We start from the raw sequence: 21,140 nt of genomic DNA on the forward strand, positions 1-21,140 counted from the left end.
GCCGAGGTGCTCGCGCAGCAGCTCCATGTCGGCGATCAGGTGCCGGGTGGTGTTGTGGGTGAGGTCGGTGGCCGGGTCGCTGGCGTGCGGGCGGCAGCGGCCGCAGTTGCGCTGGTCGAACAGGACGATGCGGAAACGTTCCGGGTCGAACGCGCGGCGCGCGCCGGTCGAGCAGCCCGACCCCGGTCCGCCGTGCACGACCACGGCGGGCTTGCCGTCCGGATTGCCGCAGACCTCCCAGTAGACGAGGTTGCCGTCGCCGACGTCGAGCATGCCGTGCTCGTACGGTTCGATCGGGGGATACAAGAGGGCTCCTCTCAGCAATGTAACAGCGCTTCAATATAGCTGGAGTCACCCTGCCGACTTGAGCTCCTCGAGATACTCGCGCAAGGGCTTCAACCCGACGCCGGCCCGCCGCTCGTCCACCTTCGCCTCGTCCTCGATGGGGGTGCGGGGCCGCCACTGGCCCTGCGGATCGGTCTCCCACTGCGTTCCGTACACCTGCGGCTTTCGCTCCGCCACCCGGACCCGGTCCACGAGGAAGGCCAAGTCGGACGGGTCGGCGTCGCCCTCGTCCGCGGCCCGCCGCATCAGCTCCAGACCGCGCTTCTGCAGCTCCAGGTCGCGGTCCGCGTGCTGGATGAGCGCCCAGGCGGCCTGCGCGCCGTCCTTGCCGACCAGCTCGTACCCGGGCCAGCCGTGCTGGTCGAGGATCTGGCGCATGCGGTCGGTGTTCGCCTTCTCCACGCGGTCCCAGTCCTCCTGGGACGCCTCCAGGGTCCTTACCTCCTGGTCCAGCTTGAGCATCGCGAGCAGTTCGGTGCGCAGGGCCGGGTTCGTGGGCGCGGCGTCGCCGCAGGCCGCGACGAAGGCGAGCGTGGTGAGCAGGGAGAGGAGGAACGCGCGCATGCTCCGGCTCCTTCCGCCGGGGGATGCCGCGGTGGCCGGACGGCCACCGCGGGCGGTCGTCCGGTCAGGCTACCGACGTCCAGCTCTTGCCGACCTGAACGGCCAAGGTGCGGTTCTTGGCACAGTACAACGCCCGGGAGTCGTCCTCATCGAGGTGCTTCTCCCAGGTGTTTCACGGGGTATGTCGCCGCCGCGCACTCGTCGTACCAACCATGGGCCCGATGTGTACGTACGCCACGACGGGGACCTTCAACGATTTCACGAAGCGTGACAATAGAGCCCCGGTGTAAAGAGGGCTAGATCCAACTATGAAGTAGTTGAACCACCACTAAGGGTACTGATCGCAGCGATAACTGGATCATCACCCTTAGGGAGCATCATGTACCGGCATGCCGTTGCCGTCGTCACCGCCACCTCCGCCGCCCTGCTCGCGACCGCCGCGCCGGCCCTCGCGGAGGACACCAAGAGGGAGCCCGCCGGCCAGTGCAGCATCCGCGACGTGTTGAGCATCAACGGGTCGCCACCCTCACCGCTCGCCGGGACCGTCACCGCCGAGGACATCAGGGGGCTGATGGACACGATCGTCACCGGCAGCCGGCTGCAGGGGTTCTTCTCGGCCGGCGCCGGCGCACCCGCCGTTCCCGCGGTGCCGTACATCGCGCCTCTGGTGCCGTACGCCATGCCTTGGGATGCGCAGCACGCGGTGCCGTACGGTCCGCAAGCCGCCCTGCCGGGCCAGCTGCGGCAGATCATGGCCGGGCAGCCGCAACACGCTCTGCCGGATCAGCCGCTGAACGCCGCCACGTACCAGCCGGGGACCGGGGGCGCGAGCCCGGGCCAGCCCGGCTACTGGGGCGCGAGCCCGGGCCAGCCCGGGTACTGGGGCCCGAGCCCGTCCGCCGCCCCCAGTTCGTCGGTCTCCGCCGCACCCAGCGCCTCGGTCTCCGCCTCCGCCGCACCGAGCGTCTCGGTCTCCGCCGCACCGAGCACCTCGGCGTCCACGGTTCCCAGCCCCTTGGCATCCCTCGCGCCCCGCCTCGGGACTTCCCCGCTGAGCGCGGGCGGGGCGCCGGTCTCGCCCGCCCGGGACATGTTCGAGGACCTCATCGGCCGGGTGCTGGTGTGCGGCAACGCCACGGCGATCCTGGGCACGGAAGTGTCGTCCATGCCGGACACCGACACCGGGGAAGTCGCCCAGCATCTCGAAACGCTCGTCACCAACCTCCCAGCTTCCTGCGTGACGGCCGGCTCTCCCTCCGCCGGTGCGGCCGGCCCGGCGGAGGGCCGTGCCACGCTGCTGGACGTCATCGGCGTGAGCCAGATCCTGAGCACGCTGACCACCTACCCGGCACTCTGCGCGGGCTCGGCTTCGACGGGCGGGCCCTCAACCTCGCTCCTGGACTCGATCGGCGTGACGAGCCTGTTCGAGGAGCTGGCCGGCTGACACCGGGCGCGGATGGCACCCATGTCACGCCGATCGGCGCCAACCGCGTAAGCGTCCATGTCACGCCGATCGACGCCGACGCGGTGCGTGCCCATCGTGCAGATGACGCCGCCGGGCAAGGCGCGACGCTGTGCGTGCCCACCGTGCCGATGACGCCGCCGCCGGGCATGGGCGGCCCGTCCGCGGACGGTTTCTGTCGGACCCGGCTGGCACGCTGGCACGGTCGCCGCAGCCGTCCGCGCCGAAGGGGTCGCCGCATGAGCACGTCCGCCCGGGCCGATGTCCACGTGAGCCACCACCGGTTCCTGATCCAGGAGCAGGGTGACGCGAGCGCGCCGTCCGACGTGCCCAACGGGCTGACCGCGTCGGCGCCCGGCGTCGCCGTCATCCTGACCGGCGTCCACACCGGCGTCGTGGACGTCACCGTACGGCTCACCGACGCCCCGCCCACCGGCCCCGACGACGGGTGGGACGAGGTGGAGGAGGTCGAGCTCGTCAGCTTCACGGGCGAGATGCGCCTCGTGAGCCTCGGCGCGGACCCGCCCGGCGGGTTCCCCGTCCTGACCGCGCACGGCCCCGGACGCTACGGCATGCGGGTGCACGCCCGCGGCAGGGACATCGCCGAAGGCGGCGTGACAGGGGTGCCGGCGGAGTTCTACCAGGTGACCGTGTGGCCCATCGACGTCGGGCCGCAGGCTCGCGCCCGGCTCGGGATCGGCGTCGCGGAGGAGCTGGGGCTGCCCGACAAGTCGCGAGAGATCCGCGAGTGGGCCAAGCGGCACGGCCTGCCGCAGCACGAGCCCGGCCGGCTCGTACGGGCGGAGCCGCGTCTGCTCGTCCCCGCGCCCACACGCGCGGTGGCCGTGGCCGAGGAGCACCGCTTACGTGTCGTCAACCCTCACCAGGACACCGCGCCGGCCCCGGATCTGCCTGCCGGTCTGGTCGCCGCCGCTCCCGACTCCCTGGTCATCCGCACGCTGAGACGCAGGGGCAGGGTCGACGTGCACGTCAACTGGCAACCGTCGCCGCCCCGCATGGAGGCGCAGGGCTGGGAGGAGTCCGAGGAGATCGAGTTCGTCACGACGACCGGCATCATGCAGGTCGCGACCATGACCACCGACGACGACCGCCGGCCGAACCTGACCTACCAGGGCGCGGGCCGCTACGGTCTGCGCATCCACGGCCGCACCCGCGACCGTGCCCAAGGCCGTGACGGGGGCCAGGGCCGGCTGTCCAACCGGCCGGGCGAGTCCTACCTGCTGGTGGTCTGGCCCGTCGAGCTGGGCGCCGCGGCGGCACGTGACCCCGGCTGACCGGCGCCGCGCACCCCGGACTGACCGGCGCCGCGCACCCCGGACTGACCGGCGCCACGCTCCTCCACCGCCTCGGCCGCGAGGGAGATCAGGCCGCGCGCCGCCGGGCGTACACCTCGATCTCGATCTTCATCCGCGGATCCGCCAGGCCGCACATGAGCATCGTGGCGGCCGGGCGCACCTCGCCGAAGCATTCGCGCAGCACGGGCCAGCACGGCTCGAAGTCGGCGCGGTCGGGCAGGAGGTAGCGCACCCGCACGACGTCGCCGAAGCCGCACCCGGCCTCCTCCAGCGCCTGGCCGATGTTGCGCAGGCACTGCGCGGCCTGCTCCACCACGTCGTCGGAGATGGTCATCGTCGAATAGTCGAACCCGGTCGTCCCCGAGACGTGCACCCAGTCACCGTCCACCACGGCCCTGGCATATCCGATCTGCTCCTCGAACGTGGAACCGCTGAGGATCGCGCGTCGCTCCGTCATGCGCGGAACGGTACGTGGCCAGCACCGATACGTCTAATACAGCTCGAGCCATGGGCTGATATCTCTAGAGGTATGGATCGCCCGGAACTGCCGCTGGCCCAGCTGCACGCCTTCGTCGTACTCGCCGAGGAGCTGCACTTCGGCCATGCCGCCGATCGCCTGGGTATCGCGCAGCCGCCGCTGAGCCAGCAGATCCGCCGCCTGGAGGGCAAGGTGGGGCATGCGCTGTTCAGCCGCACGCCGGGCCGGGTCGCGCTCACCCCGGCCGGTCGCGAGCTGCTGCCCGCGGCCCGCCGCGCGCTGGCCGAGCTGGCGGGCGGCCTGGCGGCGGCGCGGGCCGTGGGCAGTGGCCGGGCGGGGCGGATCCGGCTCGGGTTCGCCGCCTCGCTGGCCTTGACGATCCTGCCGGAGCTGCTGAGCGCCTACCGGGAACGTTTCCCTCGGGTGCGCATCGAGATCCACGAGATGACGACGGCGCCCCAGCTCGCCGCCCTGCGGGAGCGGCGCATCGACGTCGGGCTGCTGCGGGAGCCGCCGGACGACGAGCCCGAGCTGGGGTTCGCGACCGTGCTGCGCGAGCCGTTCGTGGCCGTGCTCCCGTTGGGGCACCCGCTCGCCGCCGGGCGCACGGTCGAGCTCGCGCGGCTGGCCGGCTCGCCTTTCGTGCTGCTGCCGCGCGAGCACGGGCCCGGCCTGCACGACCGGATCACGGGGATGTGCAGGGACGCCGGGTTCACTCCCGAGGTGGCGCAGCACGCGGTGGAGTGGCAGACCGTTTGTGCGCTGGTGGAGGCGGGGCTGGGTGTGTCGCTGGCGCCTGCGAGCATCCGCCGGATCCGGCTCAGGGGTGTGGCCTTCCGCCGGGTGACGCCGGGCGGTGTACGCACGAGCGTGGCGGCGGCCTGGCGCGCGGGCGACGCCGACCCGCTCGTCACGGGCCTGCTGGAAACAGTGCTCAAGCGGGGCTCTGTCCCGGAAGGGGTCTGACTCTCAGGCCGGGCCATGCCCGATCAGCGGAACTGCGTCCCGGAAGCAAGCAGGCTTCAGCGGGGGATCAGCACGCTGGCCTGGTTGCTGCCGGGCACGACGCCCGCCTTCCGGTGCGCCTCCTTGAGCGCGTCGGAAGCGAAGTGCCGCCGCATCGCCTGGGCGTCCTCGCATTCGAAAAGCACGACCGCTTCCTCCGGCCGCTCGGCGTCGACGGTGACCAGGACGGTGCGCATCCCGGCCGCCGCCCTCACCTCCGCCAGCTCGTCGAACGCCGCACGCCACGTGTCGTAGTCGGTGAACCGCTGCCTGATGAGCAGGTACTCCATGGCTGGACTCCTCTAACTCAACGATGTTGAGTTCACCGTAACACACAAAACTCAACAGCGGTGAGATAATCTGGGGGCATGCCACAACAAAAACGGGCCGGCGGGCGGCGACCAGGTGCGACCCGTACGCGCGAGGAGATACTCGAGGCCGCGCAGCGCAGCTTCGCCGACTCCGGCTACGACGGCACCACGATCCGCGGGGTGGCCCGGACGGCGGGCGTCGATCCCGCTCTGGTGGTGCAGTTCTTCGGCAGCAAGGACGGGCTCTTCGAGGCCGCCCTGCGCGCCGACCCGCCCATGCGGGACCTGGTCACGCTGGCCGGCGAGGGCGAGGCGGCCGACCTCGGCATGCGCCTCGCCCGCCGCTATCTGGAGCTGTGGGAGGACCCGCACACGGGTCCCAGGATGCTGGCCGTCATCCGGGCCGCCACGGCCGCGCCGAGCGCGTCGGCCATGGTCACGGCGTTCATGACGGACGCGGTGATGCTGCCCCTGGCGCGGGCCATCGACGCCGACGACCCCGAGCTGCGCGCCGCCCTCACCGGGGCCTACCTGCTCGGCGTGGCGACGGCACGGTACGTGCTCCGCATCGGGCCCCTGGCCTCACTGCCCAGGCAGGACGCCGCCTCCATCCTGGCCCCGGTCGTCCAGCACCACCTCACCGGCCGGCTCCGGGATCCGGACGTCCAGCACCACCCCACCGGCTGACTCCGGGATCCGGCTGTTCCAGCACCACCCCACCGGCCGGACGCCGGGAACCCGCCGTCCGGCACCACCCCCACCAGTCAGCTCCAGGGGCCGTCTCTCCAGCACCACCTCAGCTACCGGCTGCGAGGCCCGAGCACCACCGGCAGCCTCATCGGCCCCTCCGTGATGAGCGACGGCGTGTAGGGGATCTCGTCCGCCCCGATCGCCAGCCGCAGCCCGGGATGGCGGCCGAACAACGACGACAGCGCGATCCGCATCTCCAGCCTGGCCAGCGGCGCGCCCAGGCAGAAGTGCGGCCCGCGGCCGAAGCCGACGTGCACGTCCGGCTTGCGCGAGGCGTCGAAGTGAGCGGCGTCCGCGCCGTACCTGGCCGGGTCCGTGTCCGCCCCGTCGAGCGCGACGGCGATCGGCTCGCCCGCCGGGATCTTCGTGCCGGCCACCTGCACGTCCTTGAGCGGGTAGCGGAACATCACGTTGAGCACCGAGTTACGGCTGCGCAGCGCCTCCTCCACCACCCTCGCCCAGGAGTCGTGGTCGTCGGTGACGGGCACCTGGGCGGGGTCGGCGCACAGGGCGATGACCGTGTTCGCGATCAGGTGCACGGTGGTCTCGTGGCCGGCGATGAGCACCAGCCACAGGATCCACAACATCTCGTTGTCCGACAGCCGGTCCCCGTCGTCCTCCTGCGCCTGGATGAGGCCGCTGGTCAGGTCGTCGCCCGGCTCGGCGCGCTTGCGCTCGATGAACGCGGCCATGTACGCCAGCATCGCCTGCGCCGCCGCGGCGGCCTCCTCCGGGCCGGCGGTGTGGAAGAGCAGCACGTTCGTCCACTCGCGGAGCTGGTAGCGCTCCGCTTCCGGCACGCCGAACAGCTCGCAGATCACGGCGATGGGCAGCGGCTCGCTGAAGTGCCGTACGAGGTCCACCACCTCGCCCTCGCCGGCGAGCCCGTCGAGCAACCCGTCGGTGATCTCCTGGATGCGTGGCGCCATGGAGGCCACCCTGGCGGGGGTGAAGGCGCGGTTGATGAGGCCGCGCAGCCGGCGGTGCTCGTCGCCGTCCTTGGTCAGCAGGTGGTCGCCCTGGACGAGCTGGCGCAGCGGCCAGTCAGGGGGGATGGTGCCGTCGTGCATGGCGGGGCAGTTGAGATGGCTCTTGCTGTACAGGGTGCCGTCGTTGGCCAGCACCTCGTTGACGCTCTCGTACGAGGTCACCATCCAGGCGTGGACCTTGCCCGGCAGCTCGATGGGAACGACGGGTCCGCCTTCGTCCCTGAACCGGCGGATCGTCTGCGACGTTCGCTCACCAGGGACTGGAATCTGCAGGGGTTCCATGCGCAGTCTCCCGTGTCGGAGGGACTTCAACTGTCCGCTCAACCGACGATCCGGGCCAGACCGCTTCGTGGTCATGTCACCGCGCAGTCGGCGACACCTGCCGCCGGAGTTACCTTCTGCTACGGGATGACTTCATCCAGCTCCACCATCGAACCGGCCCATCAAGCCCTTTCCTGCGGTTGTAGCAAGATATCCGGATGATCACTCCTAGCCCGTTACGGCCGCGACGGCTGCCGCTCTTCGGCCTCGCTGTCGCCCTCGTCGCCGTTGCCCTCACGTTCAGCACTCCGTCGTTGCTCGATCTGACCCCCGTGACGCCGGGCGTGTACCAGTTGCGCGGTCTCGCGGCGACCGTCGCCGCCCTTCTGGTGGCGCCGCTGCTCGGGGTGCTCGTGGACCGGGCGCGGCGGCGCCGTACGGTGCTGGTCGCGCTGGCGCTCGTGGGCGCGGCGGGGCTCGCGATCACCCGCGGGGCGGCGGCAGGATGGGACGCGGCGGGAGCTCCCGCCGCCGCGACCGGGATGATCATGGTGGGTTGCCTGACGGCTCTGGGGCCGGTCGGTCAGGAGGCGTACCTGCCGGCAATAGTGGGCCGCGACCGCCTGGTCAGCGCGAATGCCCTGCTGTACGTCCTGCCGCAGGGCGTCATGGTGGCGATCGGGGTCTTGCTGGCCTGGGCCGAGCCCGAGGGTCCGGCGCTCGTGATCGTCGTCTGCGCGTTGCTGGTCCTCGCGGCGGCGGCGTTCCGCGGGGTCGAGGCCGTCGAACCGGTCCAGGGGGCCCAGACGGCCCAGACGGTCGAGGCGGTCGAGGCGGTCGAGGCGGTCGAGGAGCCGTCCCGGGCCGGGCTCTGGCGCGAGGCGATGGAAGGAGTGCGCTTCACCCTGCGCGAGCCGGCGCTGCGGGCGATCGCCCTGTGCCTGATGGTGACGACCCTGTCCGCCGAGTTCACCGACGAGGTGGAGGACGCGGCGCGTGACGCGCTGGTGCACGGTGTACCGGCGAGCGGCTACTTCTCGCTGTCCCTGACGGTCATCGGCTACGGCTCGATCATCCTTGGACCGCCGGCGGCCGTGCTGCTGCACCGCAGGCTCGGCACCTATCGCCTGGCCTGGGTGGCCCTGCTGGCGAGCCAGCCGTTCACCCTGCTGCTCGCCCTGTCAGGCGGGGCCGGCGGCTTCATCTGGTACACGGCCGGCAAGCTCGTCCCGCTGGCCGGCGCGATCGTCGTCACCATCGCCCTGACGAGCCACCGCCAGGCCATCACCCCCGACCGGCTGCTCGGCCGGGTCAGCGGCACGCTGGTCGCCCTGGTCGCGCTGAGCGAGACAGCGGGGACCATCCTCCTGGGCCCGCCCGGCGACTGGCTCGCCGAGCTCGCGGAGGACGCGACGTCCCCGCTGCCCCTGCTTCCCGGCCTGGTCCTGGCCACGGCGCTGGCCATGGCCGCCGCCGTCCCGCTGCTGCGCGCCCGCCGGCTCGCGACGGCGGCGTCCCGCGAGGAGGCCCGGTCAGCGCACCCGTAGGACGCGACCCCTGCGCTCGCCCGTGAACTCGCCCGACTCCACCACCACCTGCCCTTCGAGCAGCACGTGCACGATCCCGGACGGCCGGGCCGAGGGGGTGGCGTAGGTGCCGGCATGGCCGATGGTGCCCGGGTCGAAGACGCAGATGTCGGCCCAGGCCCCGGGTCCCAGCCAGCCCCTCCCGCGCAGGGCGAACTGGTCGGCGTTCGCGGAGGTCGCCTTGCGTACGGCCTCCTCCCAGGAGACGACCTCGCGCTCCCGCACGTACGTGCCGAAGAAGCGCGGGAAGCAGCCCCACGTACGGGGGTGCTCCAGGCCGGTGGGGAGCCCGTTGTCGGAGCCGATGCCGATGAGCGGGTCGGCCATGATCTCGGTCAGGTCCTCCTCGGCCATCAGGAAGGCCACCATCGTGGCGGCGGGATCGGCGGCGACCAGCGCGCAGGTGGCCGCCCAGGCGTCCACCTCCAGCCTGCGGGCGATGTCGGCCAGCGAGCGGCCGGTGTAGGAGGGCTCGGCGTGCGCGGTGACCAGCACGTCCTCCGGCGTGACGTCCTGCCACAGGCCCGCCCCCGTCCCGCCCGCCTCGGCCCGCGCGCGCAGCCGCTCCCGCTCGGCCGGCGCCGCCAGCACCTCGCGCACCCGGCCACCGGCCAGCGCCGACGGCGGCAGCAGCGCGGCCAGCACGGTCGCGCCCGCGACGTAGGGGTACTGGTCCCCGCGCACGTCCACCCCGCGCATCCGTGCCTCGCGCAGCCGGTCGAGCAACATCCGGGCCCGCCCGTGGTTGGCCCGTCCGGCGACCTTGCAGTGCGACACCTGAAGCCGCACGCGGGCCCGCCGTGCCACCTCGATGGCCTCGTCCAGCGCCGCCGCCAGCCCCGCGCCCTCGTCACGCAGGTGCGTGGCGTACGGCGCCCCGTACCCGTGCGCCACGCCGGCCAGCGCCACCAGTTCCTCGGTGCCGGCGTAACCGCCCGGCGGGTAGATCAGCCCGCTGGACAGCCCGCACGCGCCCGCCGCGAAGGCCGCCGCGGCGAGATCGCACATCCGCTCCAGGTCGCCGTCACGCAGGCGCTCGTCGAACCCGGCCACGGCCGCGCGCAGCGTCGAGTGCCCGATGAGGGTCGCCATGTGGTTCGTGGGCCCGGCCGCCGTGATCGTCTCCAGGTACTCGGCGAACATCCAGTCGGGCACGGCGACGCCGGTCACCTCCGCCAGCACGGAGGCGTCGGGAGCGTAGGAGAAGCCGCAGTTGCCGTTGACCTCGGTGGTGACGCCCTGCAGCAGCTTGAACGGCTGCGGCTGCGCCATGAGCGGCACCAGGTCGGAATGCGCGTGGGCGTCCACGAACCCCGGCGCCACGGCCAGCCCCGTGACGTCGATCACCCGGCGCGCGGCCCCGAGCTCCCGCCCCGTCTCCACGACCCAGCCGCCCGAGATGGCGACGTCGCCGACGAAGGCCGGGGACCCGAGACCGTCGTACACGGTGCCACCACTGAGGATGAGATCGACCATGTAACCCACCCAACATCGCAAGAGTCAATAAATCTTGTCATGTCATACAACGTCGTTCGCCGGCCTAGGTTCCATGGCCGGTCGCTGACATCCGGATCGGGCGTGAAGTCAAAGCGGCGGCAAGGACACTCTTGCGGACGACATACCGGCCGGCTTTAAATACGCCCGGCGCTGACCCAGCCACCCCTGCCGCCGACAAGGAGCCCCTGTGAACATCCCCGCAGGTCGGGCGACATTTTCCGCCGCCCTCGATCTCCACGCCGTCCTGTTAGCGCTATCACCGCGCCGCCCCGCCTCGTGAAACTTTCTTCTTGCCCATCGGGAAAGCGCTTACCGAGCGTAAAGGAAACCGCCATGCGCTTACACCTGGCCGCCGCGGCCGCCGTCCTGGCCCTGGCAGCAACCGCGTACCCCGTCCAAGCCGCACCGCCGACCAAGCAGATGGAGGACCTGGACCGTGGGCTGGTCAGCGTACGCTCCGGCTCCGGCAACCTCGTCTCCTGGCGGCTGCTCGGCACCGACCCCGACGGCGTCGCCTTCAACGTCTACCGCGGCTCGACCAGGGTCGCGACCGGCCTGACGGGCTCGACCAACTACCTCGACAACGGCGCCACGGCCGAGTCCTCCTACACCGTCCGCGCCGTCGTGAACGGGGCCGAGCAGGCCGCCTCGCCCGCCTCCCTGCGCTTCACCGGCGGCTCGTACCTGGACGTGCCCATCCAGCCGCCCTCCGGCGGCACCACCCCGGACGGCGTCTCCTACACCTACAGCGCCAACGATGCCGGCGTCGGCGACGTGGACGGCGACGGGCAGTACGAGATCGTGCTGAAGTGGGACCCGTCCAACGCCAAGGACAACTCGCAGTCCGGTTACACCGGCAACGTGTTCGTGGACGCGTACCGGCTGAACGGCACCCGGTTGTGGCGCATCGACCTGGGCCGCAACATCCGCGCCGGCGCGCACTACACGCAGTTCCAGGTCTACGACTACGACGGCGACGGCCGCGCCGAGGTGGCCATGAAGACCGCCGACGGCACCAGGGACGGCGCCGGCACGGTCATCGGCAGCTCCGGCGCCGACCACCGCAACTCCAGCGGTTACGTGCTCAGCGGCCCCGAGTACCTGACCATGTTCAACGGCCTGACCGGCGCCGCCATGTCCACGGTGAACTACGACCCGCCCCGCGGCACGGTCTCCTCCTGGGGCGACAACTACGGCAACCGCGTCGACCGGTTCCTGGCCGGGACCGCGTACCTGGACGGCGAACGCCCCTCGCTGATCATGGCCCGCGGCTACTACACCCGCAGCGTCATCGCCGCCTGGGACTTCCGCAACGGCGCGCTCACCAAGCGCTGGACGTTCGACAGCAACTCGGCCGGCTCCCAGTACGCCGGGCAGGGCAGCCACAGCCTGTCCGTCGGCGACATCGACCAGGACGGCCGCGACGAGATCGTCTACGGCGCCATGGCCGTCAACGACAACGGCACCGGCATGTGGTCCACCCGCACCGGCCACGGCGACGCCCAGCACCTGGGCGACTTCGACCCGGCCAGGGCCGGCCTGGAGTACTTCAAGGTCAGCGAGTCCTCCTCGCAGCCCAGCTCGCTCTACATCGACCCGCGCACCGGCGGCATCCTGTGGTCCACCGCCGCGGGCTCCGACAACGGCCGCGGCGTGGCCGGCGACATCTCGACGGTCCGGGTCGCCGGCGAGTTCTGGTCCGCCTCGGACACCACGATGCGCAGCGTCACCGGCAACAGCGCGGGCCGCGAGCCGTCCTCGGTGAACTTCCTCATCTGGTGGGACGCCGACCCGCTCAGGGAGCTGCTCGACCAGACCAGGATCGACAAGTACGGCACCAGCTCCGACACCCGCCTGCTGACCGCCTCCGGCGTGCACTCCAACAACGGCACCAAGGCCACCCCGTCGCTGTCGGCCGACCTGTTCGGCGACTGGCGCGAGGAGGTCATCTGGCCCACCAGCGACAACCGCGCCCTGCGCATCCACGCCACCACCACGCCGACGGACCGGCGCATCTACACGCTGATGCACGACCCGCTCTACCGCGTCTCGGTGGCCTGGCAGAACACCGCCTACAACCAGCCTCCGCACACCAGCTTCTTCCTCGGCGACCGCATGCCCACGCCCCCGCGGCCGGACATCTACGTGCGCTGACCTCCGTACGTACGGGATCCCCTCACCGGACAGGCACGCGCCGCCGATCGCGGGACTCACCCGAGCCCGGCGCGTGCCCGGGCGAGCATGCGCAGGGCCCGGGGGTAGCCGGTGACGCGATCGGCCAGCGCGTCCAGGGCGGCCGGCACCGCGGACTCCGGGATGCCGCGCGCCGCGAGCACGCTGGTCATCCAGCCCACGAAGGAGGAGAAGAGCTCGGGGTCGTCGACGTACAGGGCGGCGCGCAGGAAGTCGACGAGGTAGGCGACGTCCTCCGCCGTCCGTCCGAGCTGCTGCTCGGTGTAGCCCGCGAGCTGCGGCATGCGCCGGGTGAGGTCGGCCACGATGTCCCGCACCAGGTCCCCGGCGGACCGGGTGAGCTCGGTGTACTCCCGGTCGGCCAGTTGCCGCGGCTCGTCGCGGGAGGTGGTCCGGCGCGGCAGCGGCCCGGCGGCCAGGAGGTCGGCGGCGGCCCGGGCGTCCGGGGCCCAGGCGTCGGCGCCGAGCAGGCGGGCGTAGCGGCCGTCGGGGCCGAAGGCGGCGCCCCCGGCCACGACCGGCGTGCCCGCCGCCTGGCAGGCGGTGATCGCGGCGTGCGCGGCCGGCAGCCGGATCGCCAGCGAGCTGGACAGCGCCACCGCGTCCGGGTTCGTCAGGTGCAGGTGTGCGACCAGGTGCGGCGTGGGAACCTGCGCGCCCAGGTAGTCGACCTGCCAGCCGCGCACCCGCAGCACCTCGGCCAGCAGCCGCGCGGGGAACGCGTGCCACTCGCCGTCGATGCACGCCACCATGATCCGCCCCATGGTCTGATCGGCCGGCCGGGAGGAGCGGTGCGCCAGGGTGGCGAGCACCCGCTCATTGACCGCCGTGGCGGTGTGCTCCTGGGCGACCGAGATGTGGTTGGCCGCCCACTCGTGGCCGATGCGCGACTGCACGGCGGCCACCACGTCCAGCAGCAGGGTCTCCATGGGCATGCCGGCGTCGAGCGCGTCCATCGCCAGGCCGGTCGCGGCGTGCTCGTCGCCGGCCGTCGCCGCCGCCCACAACGCCTCCACCCGCTCCTCGACGCCGTCCGTCACAGGCGTTCCTCCCCTGCCGCTCGGGGCGCCGAGATGGCGACGACCGCCATGTCGTCGTGCTCGCCCTCGCCGACCCACTGGGAGGCCAGCATCTGCACCCGCTCCGCCAGCGCCTCGGGAGGCATGCCGGCGCACTGCCGGAGCTGCTCGCTCAGCCGCTCCTCGCCGAAGAACTCGTCGCCGAGCGGGCCGCCTCTGGCCTCGATGATGCCGTCGCTGTAGAGCAGGCAGGTCTCGCCGGGCTCCAGCACCACCGAGTCGGTGACGCTGGTGATGTCGTCAAGCACCCCGATCAGCGTGCCGACGGCCGGGACCGCCTCGACACGGCCGTCGTTGCGCATGATCAGCGGCGCCGGGTGTCCGGCGCTGGTGAGCCGCATCGCCACCCGCGGGCCGCGATGCTGGAAGGATGCCAGCACGAGCGTGACGTAACGGGCCGGATCGCCGTCGTTGACGAGCACCCCGTTCAGCAGCTCCAGCACGCGGTGGTGGTCGTCGGCCAGCGGCAGCAGGGCCCGCAGGGTGTTGCGGATGCGGCCGGTGAGCACGGCGGCCTCCAGGCCCTTGCCCGCCACGTCGCCGAGCACCACCAGCGATTCGCGTCCGGAACCCGCGACCGGGTACACGTCGTAGAAGTCGCCGCCGACCCGCTCGCTGGGGCCCGCGGGCCGGTAGCGGGCCGCCAGCTCCACCCCGTCCAGGGCCGGCGTGGGCGGCGGCAGCAGCTCGGACATCAGGGTCTCGGTGATGACCGTCTGCTCGACGTAGAGGCGCGCGACCGAGATCGCGGAGCCGGCCCACAGCGCGAACAGCCGGACGAACATGCGCTCGTCGTCCGAGAAGCGCGCCCGCGAGCCGCGCACCAGCACCAGCGCGCCCGCCGGCAGCCCGTGGCCGGGCAGGGCGGTCACCGCCACCGAGCCCACCTCGCCTGGCCCGTCGCGCAGCGCCCAGCCGGGGGCCTCCTCGGGGGCGACCCAGCGCGTGGGCACCGGCGGGAAGCCCTGCAACGCCTCGGCCAGGCCGGGGAGCGTGCCAGGGTCGATGGACACGTCCTCCCTGACCGCCTCGCCTCCCCGGCGGCAGCGGGCGATCGCGTACCGGCGTCCGGGTCTCGGCAGGACGACCAGCGCGGCGTCGGCCAGGCGGCGGGCGGCCAGGCAGGCGGTCACCGCCAGGCAGCGGTCCAGATTCAGCGAGGGCAGCAGCTCGTTGGAGGCCTCGGCCAGGAACGCGGCCCACTCCCGCAGCGAGTCCACCGCGTGCTGCCTGCCGCTGACGTCGGTGAGCCACCAGACAACCCGGTCGGCCGCCGCGTACACCGCGTGCGCCTGGTACACCCGGTCGCCGATCTCGCCGTACCGCTCCGACCCGCCGCACCCGAAGTGCGCCCGCGACAGCCACTCGGGGGCCGCGTGCTCCACCCGCTCGCCGACGACGGGGCCGGCGAGCAGCAGCCGGGCCGCCTTGTTCGCCTGCTCGACGGTCCCCGTGGTGCTGACCGCCAGCATGGGGTACGGCGCGTCCTCCCACACCATCCCGACCATGGCACCATCCCGCGAGACCCCCGGACTCTCCACGCTACCGGCGGGACACCGGAGCCCTCTTTCCGCCATATCGCTTCTTTGCAGGATCTTTCCTCCGCTGCGCGAGCGTGACCCGGGCGGCGCAGGCCGTACCGATGAGGAGGAGCACGGCGACGGCGACGGTGACCCGTCGCAGGCCGTCCGCGGAGGTGGGGGCGGCGAAGTAGACGCTGCCGAGCCCGGCCACGGCGGTCACCCCGGCGAGCACGGGGCCGGTGGCGTTCAGCGCCGAGATCGCCGAGGCCAGCCGCGGCTCCACCAGGGACGTGATGCGCGCGATCAGCGGGCTGTACCCGGCGGCGTGCCCGGCCCCGGCGAGCATCAGCAGCGGCACGGAGGCGACCTCGTGCCAGCGCAGGGCCAGCAGGCCGGCTCCGGCCGCGAACGCGAGCGGTCCCGCCACCGGCAGGGCGTCCCGCAGCCGCCGCGGGTAGCGGCTCCAGGTCAGGCTGAGCGTGCCGAACCCCAGCGCGTACGGCACGAACGCCAGCCCCGCCCGGAGCGGCGAGTACCCGAGCTCGCCCTGGAGGTGCAGGGTCAGGGTGAGCAGGAAGACGGTGTAGCAGCCCATGACGATCCAGCAGGCCGCCAGCCCCGGCCGCACGCCCGCCGGTCGCAGCGCCGCCGGGTCCAGCAGCGGATGCCGCGCCCTGGTCTCGTAACCGGCGAACCCCGCCAGCAGCGCCACGCCGCCCGCCAGCGAGGCCCACGCCCAGGCGGGCCAGCCCTGGTCCTGGCCGAAGATGAGCGGGGCGGTGAGCGCGGTCATCGCGGCCGTCAGCAGCGCGACGCCCGCCGGGTCGAGCCGGGCCTGCCCGTCCGTACGCGAGCCCGGCAGCACCCGCCGCCCGGCCACCGCCACGACCAGCCCGATCGGCACGTTGACCAGGAAGATCGGCCGCCACGAGAGCCCGAACAGGTCGGCCCCGGCCACCAGTCCCCCGATGACCTGGCCCAGCGCCACCCCCAGGGCGAGCACCATGCTGTAGACGCCGATCGCCCGGCGCCTGGCCGCCCCGTCGAAGTGCTGGACGATGAGCGCGAAGATCTGCGGCGTCAGCAGCGCCGCGCCCGCGGCCTGCGCGATGCGGGCGAGCACCAGCACGCTCGCCGTGGGCGCCAGCCCGCACAGCAGCGACGCGGCGGTGAACCAGCCGAGCCCCAGCAGGAACGCCCGTCGGTGCCCGATCACGTCGCCGATCCGCGCGCAGGTCACCAGGAGCACGCCGGTGGTCAGCAGGTATCCGGACACGATGAGCTGGATCGCGGCCCCGTCCGCCCGCAGGTCCTCGCGGATGGTCTGCGCCGCCACCGAGACGATGGAGCCGTCCATGGAGGCCATGACCTGGCCGGTGAGCAGCACGGCCAGCATCCGGCCGCGGCGGGCAAGAGTGATCATTCGCCCAGCATGGGGCGGAGGCGGCTGTCCGGTATTGAAGGAATATGCGGATCTGCGGGCTGCCGTACGGTGGTGCGGTGCGTACCACGAGGACGGTGATGGAGAGCCGCCACTTCGCGATCCGCTCGGTCGAGTGCACCGACGACCACGCTCGCTGGTCGGCTCCAGAAGCGGCGCCGTCCGCGCACATCGTGCTGGTCCGGCGGGGCCGGTTCCGGGTCGACGTCCGGGGGCTGGGGGTGACCGTCGAGCCCGCCACCGGTTACCTGCACCTTCCCGGGGAGGAGATGCGGTTCGCGCATCCGGCGGGCGGCGACGTGTGCACGTCGGTCACGTTCGCCGGTGACGAGCTGACCGCCGGGGTGCGGGCGGCGCCGCGCTCGCGGGCCGTCCGGGTGGACGCGCGGCTCGAACTGGCCCACCGGCTGCTCCTGCGTTCCGGTGGCGACCCCGGCTTCGCCGCCGCGGAGGCGGTGCTCGACCTCCTGCGGCTGGCCCTGCGCGAGCAGCCGCACGACTCCCCGCCGCCGGGGCGGGCCGGCCTCGCCGAGCGCGCCAGGGAGGCGATCCTCGCCGACCCGCTTGCCGGGGCGAGCCTGGTGGAGCTGGCCCGCCTGCTGGAGACGTCCCCGTCGCACCTGAGCCACACGTTCCGGCACCACGTCGGCATGCCGTTGAGCCGCTACCGCAACCGCGTACGGGTCAGCCGGGCGCTGGCCCGCATGGACCAGGGCGAGACGGACCTCGCCGCGCTCGCGGCCGGCCTGGGCTTCAGCGACCAGGCCCACCTGACCCGCGTCATGCGTGCCGAGCTGGGGCACACGCCCGGCCGGGTGCGCGCCCTTCTCGCGCCAGGAGTGCGGCGGCCGCTGTAATCCGGATCCGGGTCCCAGGCAGTAGTCATCACCGGATGACGACGAGACGGAGATGACGGATGGACGACGGGTTCGCCGAGTACGTGGCACACCGGCAGCTACGGCTGTGCCGGATGGCGTACCTCCTCACCCGGGACTGGGGCACGGCCGAGGATGTGGTGCAGACCGCGCTGGCGAAGGCGTGGCTCGCCTGGCGGCGGATCGAGGGCAACCCCGACCCGTACGTCTATCGGATCATCGTGAACACCCACACGTCCTGGTGGCGCAGGCGCTGGCGCGGCGAGGTCCCGGCCGAGACGCTCCCCGAGACCGCCGATCCGCGCGACGCGGCGGCCGAGGTGGATGACCAGGCCGCGCTCTGGAGCGCCATCGGCACGCTGTCCCCGCGCCAGCGTGCGGTGATCGTCCTGCACTACTACGAGGGACGCACGCTGACGCAGGTCGCGCAGATCATGGGGTGCTCGCTGGGAGCGGTGAAGAGCCAGCTCAGCCGAGCTCTCGCCCGTCTTCGGGTCGATCCGGACATTCAGACCATGAGCTTGGAGAGGGTCCAGCGATGAACCACACCGAGAACGACCTGCGAGAGCTCCTGACCAGGCGGGCCGGGGAGCCGGAAGGCGGCCCCGCCCGGCTCGACACGGTCATCCGGCGTGGCCGGCGCATCCGCCGCACCCGGCGGGCCCTGACGGCCGGCGCCGCGGCCCTGGCCGTCACCGCGGTCGCCCTGTCCGGCGTGCAGCTGCCGCCGGGCGGAGCCCCGGTCGCCCAGCAGCCCGTGGACTCGGCCCGCGTCGAGCCGCCCGGCCCGGAGATCCCCGAGAAGTTCGAGGTGCACCTGGGGGCCGAGCGGTTCGACATGCCCCTCATCCACTCCGAACGCTTCGAGACGATGGGCGCCCGTTCCGTGACCTTCGTCCCGACCAGCACCTCGACCGGGTACAAGGTGCTCTGCGACGATCCCCGGGCCTGGGTCATCACGACGCAGCCGCTCAAGGGCGGCGAGCTGGGCGGCTCGGCGGGACGGTGCGGCACCTCGTTCGGCGGGCACCACGACGAGCGCTCCGCGCCCGAGGGCTGGCTGGAGCGCCCGCAGAAGCTGGACGTCTGGATCTTCCCCTCGGACGCCCCGGTCCGGAAGGTGGCCGAGGAGGTCACCGGCTGCCCGCCGGTCGGAAAGGGCACGGACTGCGACGAGTCGGCCCAGCTCCGCGCGCTGAGGGACCCGAAGGTCCGCGAACGGCTCCAGGCGGAGGTGGGTGACCGTTCCGGCAGGTGGGCGGTCGCGATCTACGACCGGCCCGCCGCTTCAGCGACTCCCACCCGCTGACTCCGTACGGGTGCGGGCGGGGGCGGTCACCGACCAGGCAGCGGGAGCCGCGGCGGTCGCCACCGTGCAGCGGGGAGCCGCGGCCGTCACCACCCTGCAGCAGAGGGCCGCGGCCGTCACCGACCGTGCAGCAGGGGGCCGCGACGCGCCCGCCGGGTCGCCGCCAGCCCGCCGGCCAGCCCGCTCACCGCGCAGACCAGCACCAGCCCGGCGTACTGCGGCAGCGAGTAGGCGAACCACGGCCGGCCGGTGGCGGCCTGGCCGAGCGCGGTGAGGCAGGCGGCGGCGATGCCCGTGCCGACCAGCACGCCCACGGCGGTCACGATCAGCGTCTCCCAGACCACCGCCCTGGTGAGCTGCCGCGGCGCGGTCCCCACCGTCCGCAGCAGCCTGAGCTCCTCGGCCCGCTCGGTCATCGTCATCGCCGTCGCGTTGAGCACCGAGATCACGGTGTAGATCACCGCCGACCCCACCAGGGTCGGGGCCGCCCACACCGACGCCCCCGTACGGGTGACACCCGCCGCCACGTCGGAGGTCGTCACGGCGAACAAGAAGGTGCACGCGAGCGCCACGGTCAGCATCACCGGCGACGCCGCCGACATCGCCCGGCGCGGCTGGGCGACCAGCGACGCCCTGGCCAGCATCCCCGCGCCGGGGTCCAGCCCGGCCACCACGGCTCCCAGCAGCCAGCCGATCCCGCGCAGCACGACCGGTCCCAGCGCGGAGGCGCCCACGCAGAGCGCCATCGTCGCCCCCAGCCCGGTCGGCACCGCGGCGACCGGCTCGACCCGCGGCACCAGGAACACCAGCGCCCCGCCCCCGCCCAGCGCCACCACCCCGGCGACGGCCCTGGGCCAGGGCAGCAGCCGCCGCTGCGCCGCGCTGTCGCGCAGCACCTCCAGCGGCCCCACCCGTACCGCCTTGCGCGCCGCGACCCGGGCCGCGAGCAGCGTCACCACCAGCCCGACCACCAGCGCCACGATGAACGGCCCCGGCGTGACCCGCACCGGCACGCCCGCGGGCGCCAGCCCGGTCAGCCGCACGAACCCGGCCATCAGCACGGCGTACGGCACGGCCAGCACGCAGCCGGCCGCGCTCGCCAGCACGGCCACCACCAGCGCCTCCACCGTGACCAGCCGCCGCACCTGCCGCGGCGTCATGCCGACCGACCGCAGCAGCCCCCACGTCCTGCGCTGCCGCAACACGTGCAGGCTCAGCGTGCCCGCGACCACGAACACCGACACGAACCCGGACACCACGGCCGACAGCACCAGCAGGCCCATGACGTCGTTCAGCTCGTCCCTGGCGCCCGCGGCGGCGACCACCAGGCCGCCTCCGGCCACCAGCGTGACGGCCAGGAGCACCGCGGCGAACGACGCGGCCACCCCCATCCGGTTGGCCCGGACGTTGCTGACGGCGAGGACGAGCGTCACCGGCGGCCGCCCAGCCGCGTGCCGATCTGCTCGGCGGAGGGCCGCTCCAGCACGTCCACGATCCGGCCGTCGGTCAGGAACAGCACCCTGTCCGCCCGCGCCGCAGCCTCCGGATCGTGCGTGACCATCACCACCGTCTGCCCGAACTCGCCGACCGCCTCCCGCAGCAACCGCAGGACCTCGTGCCCGGTGGCCCGGTCCAGCGCTCCGGTCGGCTCGTCGGCGAACAGCACCTCGGGCCTGCCCAGCAGGGCCCGCGCGATCGCCACCCGCTGCTGCTGCCCGCCGGACAGCTGCGCCGGCCGATGCCCCTCCCGCCCCTCCAGGCCGACCCGGCGCAGCAGCTCCCGCACCCGCGCCGGGTCCGGCCGCCGCCTGGCCAGCCTGCTCGGCAGCACGACGTTCTGCCACGCGGTCAGCGACGGCACCAGGTTGAACGCCTGGAACACGACGCCGACCCGGTCGCGGCGCAGCACCGCGAGCTGCTTCTCCCCGAGGCGGGTGATGTCCTCCCCCGCCACCCGCACCGCCCCGGAATCCGGCCGGTCCAGCCCCGCCGCGCACTGCAGCAGGCTGCTCTTCCCCGACCCGGACGGGCCCATCACCGCGGTGAAACTCCCGCGCGCGAACCCGACGCTGACCTGCCGGAGCGCGGCCACCTCTGTGGCGCCCTTCCCGTAGGTCCTGGTCACCTCCTCCAGGAGGACCGCATGATCATTCATG

At 73.0% G+C, this 21,140-nt stretch carries 20 protein-coding genes; 9 read left to right on the plus strand and 11 right to left on the minus strand.

Translation table 11 applies throughout. The features are described 5' to 3' along the window. On the minus strand, positions 1-273 hold a 273-nt coding region (locus AB0I79_RS42510; protein ID WP_357886208.1), incomplete at its 3' end, for an alpha/beta fold hydrolase. 78 nt (positions 274-351) lie between these two features. Then, positions 352-909 (minus strand): DUF6624 domain-containing protein, encoded by a 558-nt coding sequence (locus AB0I79_RS42515; RefSeq protein ID WP_357885908.1) that lies wholly within the window; start codon positions 907-909, stop codon positions 352-354. 379 nt (positions 910-1,288) lie between these two features. Here AB0I79_RS42515 and AB0I79_RS42520 point away from each other — a divergent pair, with 379 nt between their 5' ends. Both AB0I79_RS42520 and AB0I79_RS42525 read left to right on the plus strand, forming a co-directional pair. Continuing rightward, complete coding sequence (locus tag AB0I79_RS42520; protein ID WP_357885910.1) at positions 1,289-2,353, plus strand: hypothetical protein; 1,065 nt, start codon at positions 1,289-1,291, stop codon at positions 2,351-2,353. A 257-nt stretch (positions 2,354-2,610) separates the two neighbouring features. Then, positions 2,611-3,666, plus strand: a complete 1,056-nt coding sequence (locus tag AB0I79_RS42525) for a hypothetical protein (RefSeq protein ID WP_357885912.1) — start codon at positions 2,611-2,613, stop codon at positions 3,664-3,666. Between the two features lie 88 nt (positions 3,667-3,754). Here AB0I79_RS42525 and AB0I79_RS42530 read toward each other — a convergent pair whose 3' ends face one another. Beyond that, positions 3,755-4,144, minus strand: coding sequence for a RidA family protein (locus AB0I79_RS42530; protein WP_357885914.1), 390 nt, complete (start codon positions 4,142-4,144; stop codon positions 3,755-3,757). A gap of 72 nt (positions 4,145-4,216) precedes the next feature. On the opposite strand from AB0I79_RS42530, the gene AB0I79_RS42535 reads away from it, so the two are divergent. After that, a complete protein-coding gene (locus tag AB0I79_RS42535; protein ID WP_357885916.1) occupies positions 4,217-5,131 on the plus strand; it encodes a LysR family transcriptional regulator in 915 nt (304 codons plus the stop codon). A 56-nt stretch (positions 5,132-5,187) separates the two neighbouring features. Here AB0I79_RS42535 and AB0I79_RS42540 read toward each other — a convergent pair whose 3' ends face one another. Further along, the gene (locus AB0I79_RS42540) at positions 5,188-5,460 is read right to left on the minus strand and encodes an antibiotic biosynthesis monooxygenase (protein ID WP_357885918.1); all 273 of its coding nucleotides are present in this window, start codon (positions 5,458-5,460) and stop codon (positions 5,188-5,190) included. A gap of 78 nt (positions 5,461-5,538) precedes the next feature. Between AB0I79_RS42540 and AB0I79_RS42545 the strand changes: the two genes are divergently transcribed. Then, the gene (locus tag AB0I79_RS42545) at positions 5,539-6,168 is read left to right on the plus strand and encodes a TetR family transcriptional regulator (RefSeq protein ID WP_357885920.1); all 630 of its coding nucleotides are present in this window, start codon (positions 5,539-5,541) and stop codon (positions 6,166-6,168) included. Between the two features lie 113 nt (positions 6,169-6,281). On the opposite strand, the gene AB0I79_RS42550 is transcribed toward AB0I79_RS42545, so the two are convergent. Next, positions 6,282-7,502, minus strand: coding sequence for a cytochrome P450 (locus tag AB0I79_RS42550; protein WP_357885922.1), 1,221 nt, complete (start codon positions 7,500-7,502; stop codon positions 6,282-6,284). Between the two features lie 197 nt (positions 7,503-7,699). On the opposite strand from AB0I79_RS42550, the gene AB0I79_RS42555 reads away from it, so the two are divergent. Then, positions 7,700-9,028, plus strand: a complete 1,329-nt coding sequence (locus AB0I79_RS42555) for an MFS transporter (protein WP_357885924.1) — start codon at positions 7,700-7,702, stop codon at positions 9,026-9,028. Here the strand turns inward: AB0I79_RS42555 and AB0I79_RS42560 are convergent. Continuing rightward, complete coding sequence (locus AB0I79_RS42560; RefSeq protein WP_357885926.1) at positions 9,014-10,543, minus strand: amidohydrolase family protein; 1,530 nt, start codon at positions 10,541-10,543, stop codon at positions 9,014-9,016. The genes AB0I79_RS42555 and AB0I79_RS42560 overlap by 15 nt on opposite strands. A 354-nt stretch (positions 10,544-10,897) precedes the next feature. Between AB0I79_RS42560 and AB0I79_RS42565 the strand changes: the two genes are divergently transcribed. Continuing rightward, the gene (locus AB0I79_RS42565) at positions 10,898-12,718 is read left to right on the plus strand and encodes a rhamnogalacturonan lyase (protein ID WP_357885928.1); all 1,821 of its coding nucleotides are present in this window, start codon (positions 10,898-10,900) and stop codon (positions 12,716-12,718) included. 56 nt (positions 12,719-12,774) lie between these two features. On the opposite strand, the gene AB0I79_RS42570 is transcribed toward AB0I79_RS42565, so the two are convergent. Genes AB0I79_RS42570 through AB0I79_RS42580 form a run of 3 tightly spaced genes read right to left on the minus strand, consistent with a single transcriptional unit; the run spans position 12,775 to position 16,782 of the window. Next, complete coding sequence (locus tag AB0I79_RS42570) at positions 12,775-13,797, minus strand: cobalamin-dependent protein (protein ID WP_357885930.1); 1,023 nt, start codon at positions 13,795-13,797, stop codon at positions 12,775-12,777. Then, the gene (locus AB0I79_RS42575) at positions 13,794-15,344 is read right to left on the minus strand and encodes a PP2C family protein-serine/threonine phosphatase (protein ID WP_357885932.1); all 1,551 of its coding nucleotides are present in this window, start codon (positions 15,342-15,344) and stop codon (positions 13,794-13,796) included. The genes AB0I79_RS42570 and AB0I79_RS42575 overlap by 4 nt, the downstream gene beginning before the upstream one ends. A 34-nt stretch (positions 15,345-15,378) precedes the next feature. After that, the gene (locus tag AB0I79_RS42580) at positions 15,379-16,782 is read right to left on the minus strand and encodes an MFS transporter (protein ID WP_357885934.1); all 1,404 of its coding nucleotides are present in this window, start codon (positions 16,780-16,782) and stop codon (positions 15,379-15,381) included. A 77-nt stretch (positions 16,783-16,859) separates the two neighbouring features. Between AB0I79_RS42580 and AB0I79_RS42585 the strand changes: the two genes are divergently transcribed. The 3 genes from AB0I79_RS42585 to AB0I79_RS42595 are packed head-to-tail and all read left to right on the plus strand — an operon-like array spanning position 16,860 to position 18,984. Next, positions 16,860-17,657, plus strand: coding sequence for an AraC family transcriptional regulator (locus tag AB0I79_RS42585; protein WP_357885936.1), 798 nt, complete (start codon positions 16,860-16,862; stop codon positions 17,655-17,657). A 59-nt stretch (positions 17,658-17,716) separates the two neighbouring features. Beyond that, positions 17,717-18,217, plus strand: a complete 501-nt coding sequence (locus AB0I79_RS42590; protein WP_357885938.1) for a SigE family RNA polymerase sigma factor — start codon at positions 17,717-17,719, stop codon at positions 18,215-18,217. Continuing rightward, the gene (locus AB0I79_RS42595) at positions 18,214-18,984 is read left to right on the plus strand and encodes a hypothetical protein (protein ID WP_357885940.1); all 771 of its coding nucleotides are present in this window, start codon (positions 18,214-18,216) and stop codon (positions 18,982-18,984) included. Before AB0I79_RS42590 ends, AB0I79_RS42595 begins: the two co-directional genes overlap by 4 nt. A gap of 116 nt (positions 18,985-19,100) precedes the next feature. Here AB0I79_RS42595 and AB0I79_RS42600 read toward each other — a convergent pair whose 3' ends face one another. Together AB0I79_RS42600 and AB0I79_RS42605 are read right to left on the minus strand one after the other, a co-directional pair. After that, entirely contained in the window at positions 19,101-20,417 is a 1,317-nt protein-coding gene (locus AB0I79_RS42600; RefSeq protein ID WP_357885942.1) for an ABC transporter permease, read from the minus strand. Further along, positions 20,414-21,139 (minus strand): ABC transporter ATP-binding protein, encoded by a 726-nt coding sequence (locus tag AB0I79_RS42605; protein ID WP_357885944.1) that lies wholly within the window; start codon positions 21,137-21,139, stop codon positions 20,414-20,416. Before AB0I79_RS42605 ends, AB0I79_RS42600 begins: the two co-directional genes overlap by 4 nt. Position 21,140 lies beyond the last annotated feature (1 nt).

Source organism: Nonomuraea sp. NPDC050202, from assembly GCF_040656115.1.
Classification (GTDB): domain Bacteria; phylum Actinomycetota; class Actinomycetes; order Streptosporangiales; family Streptosporangiaceae; genus Nonomuraea.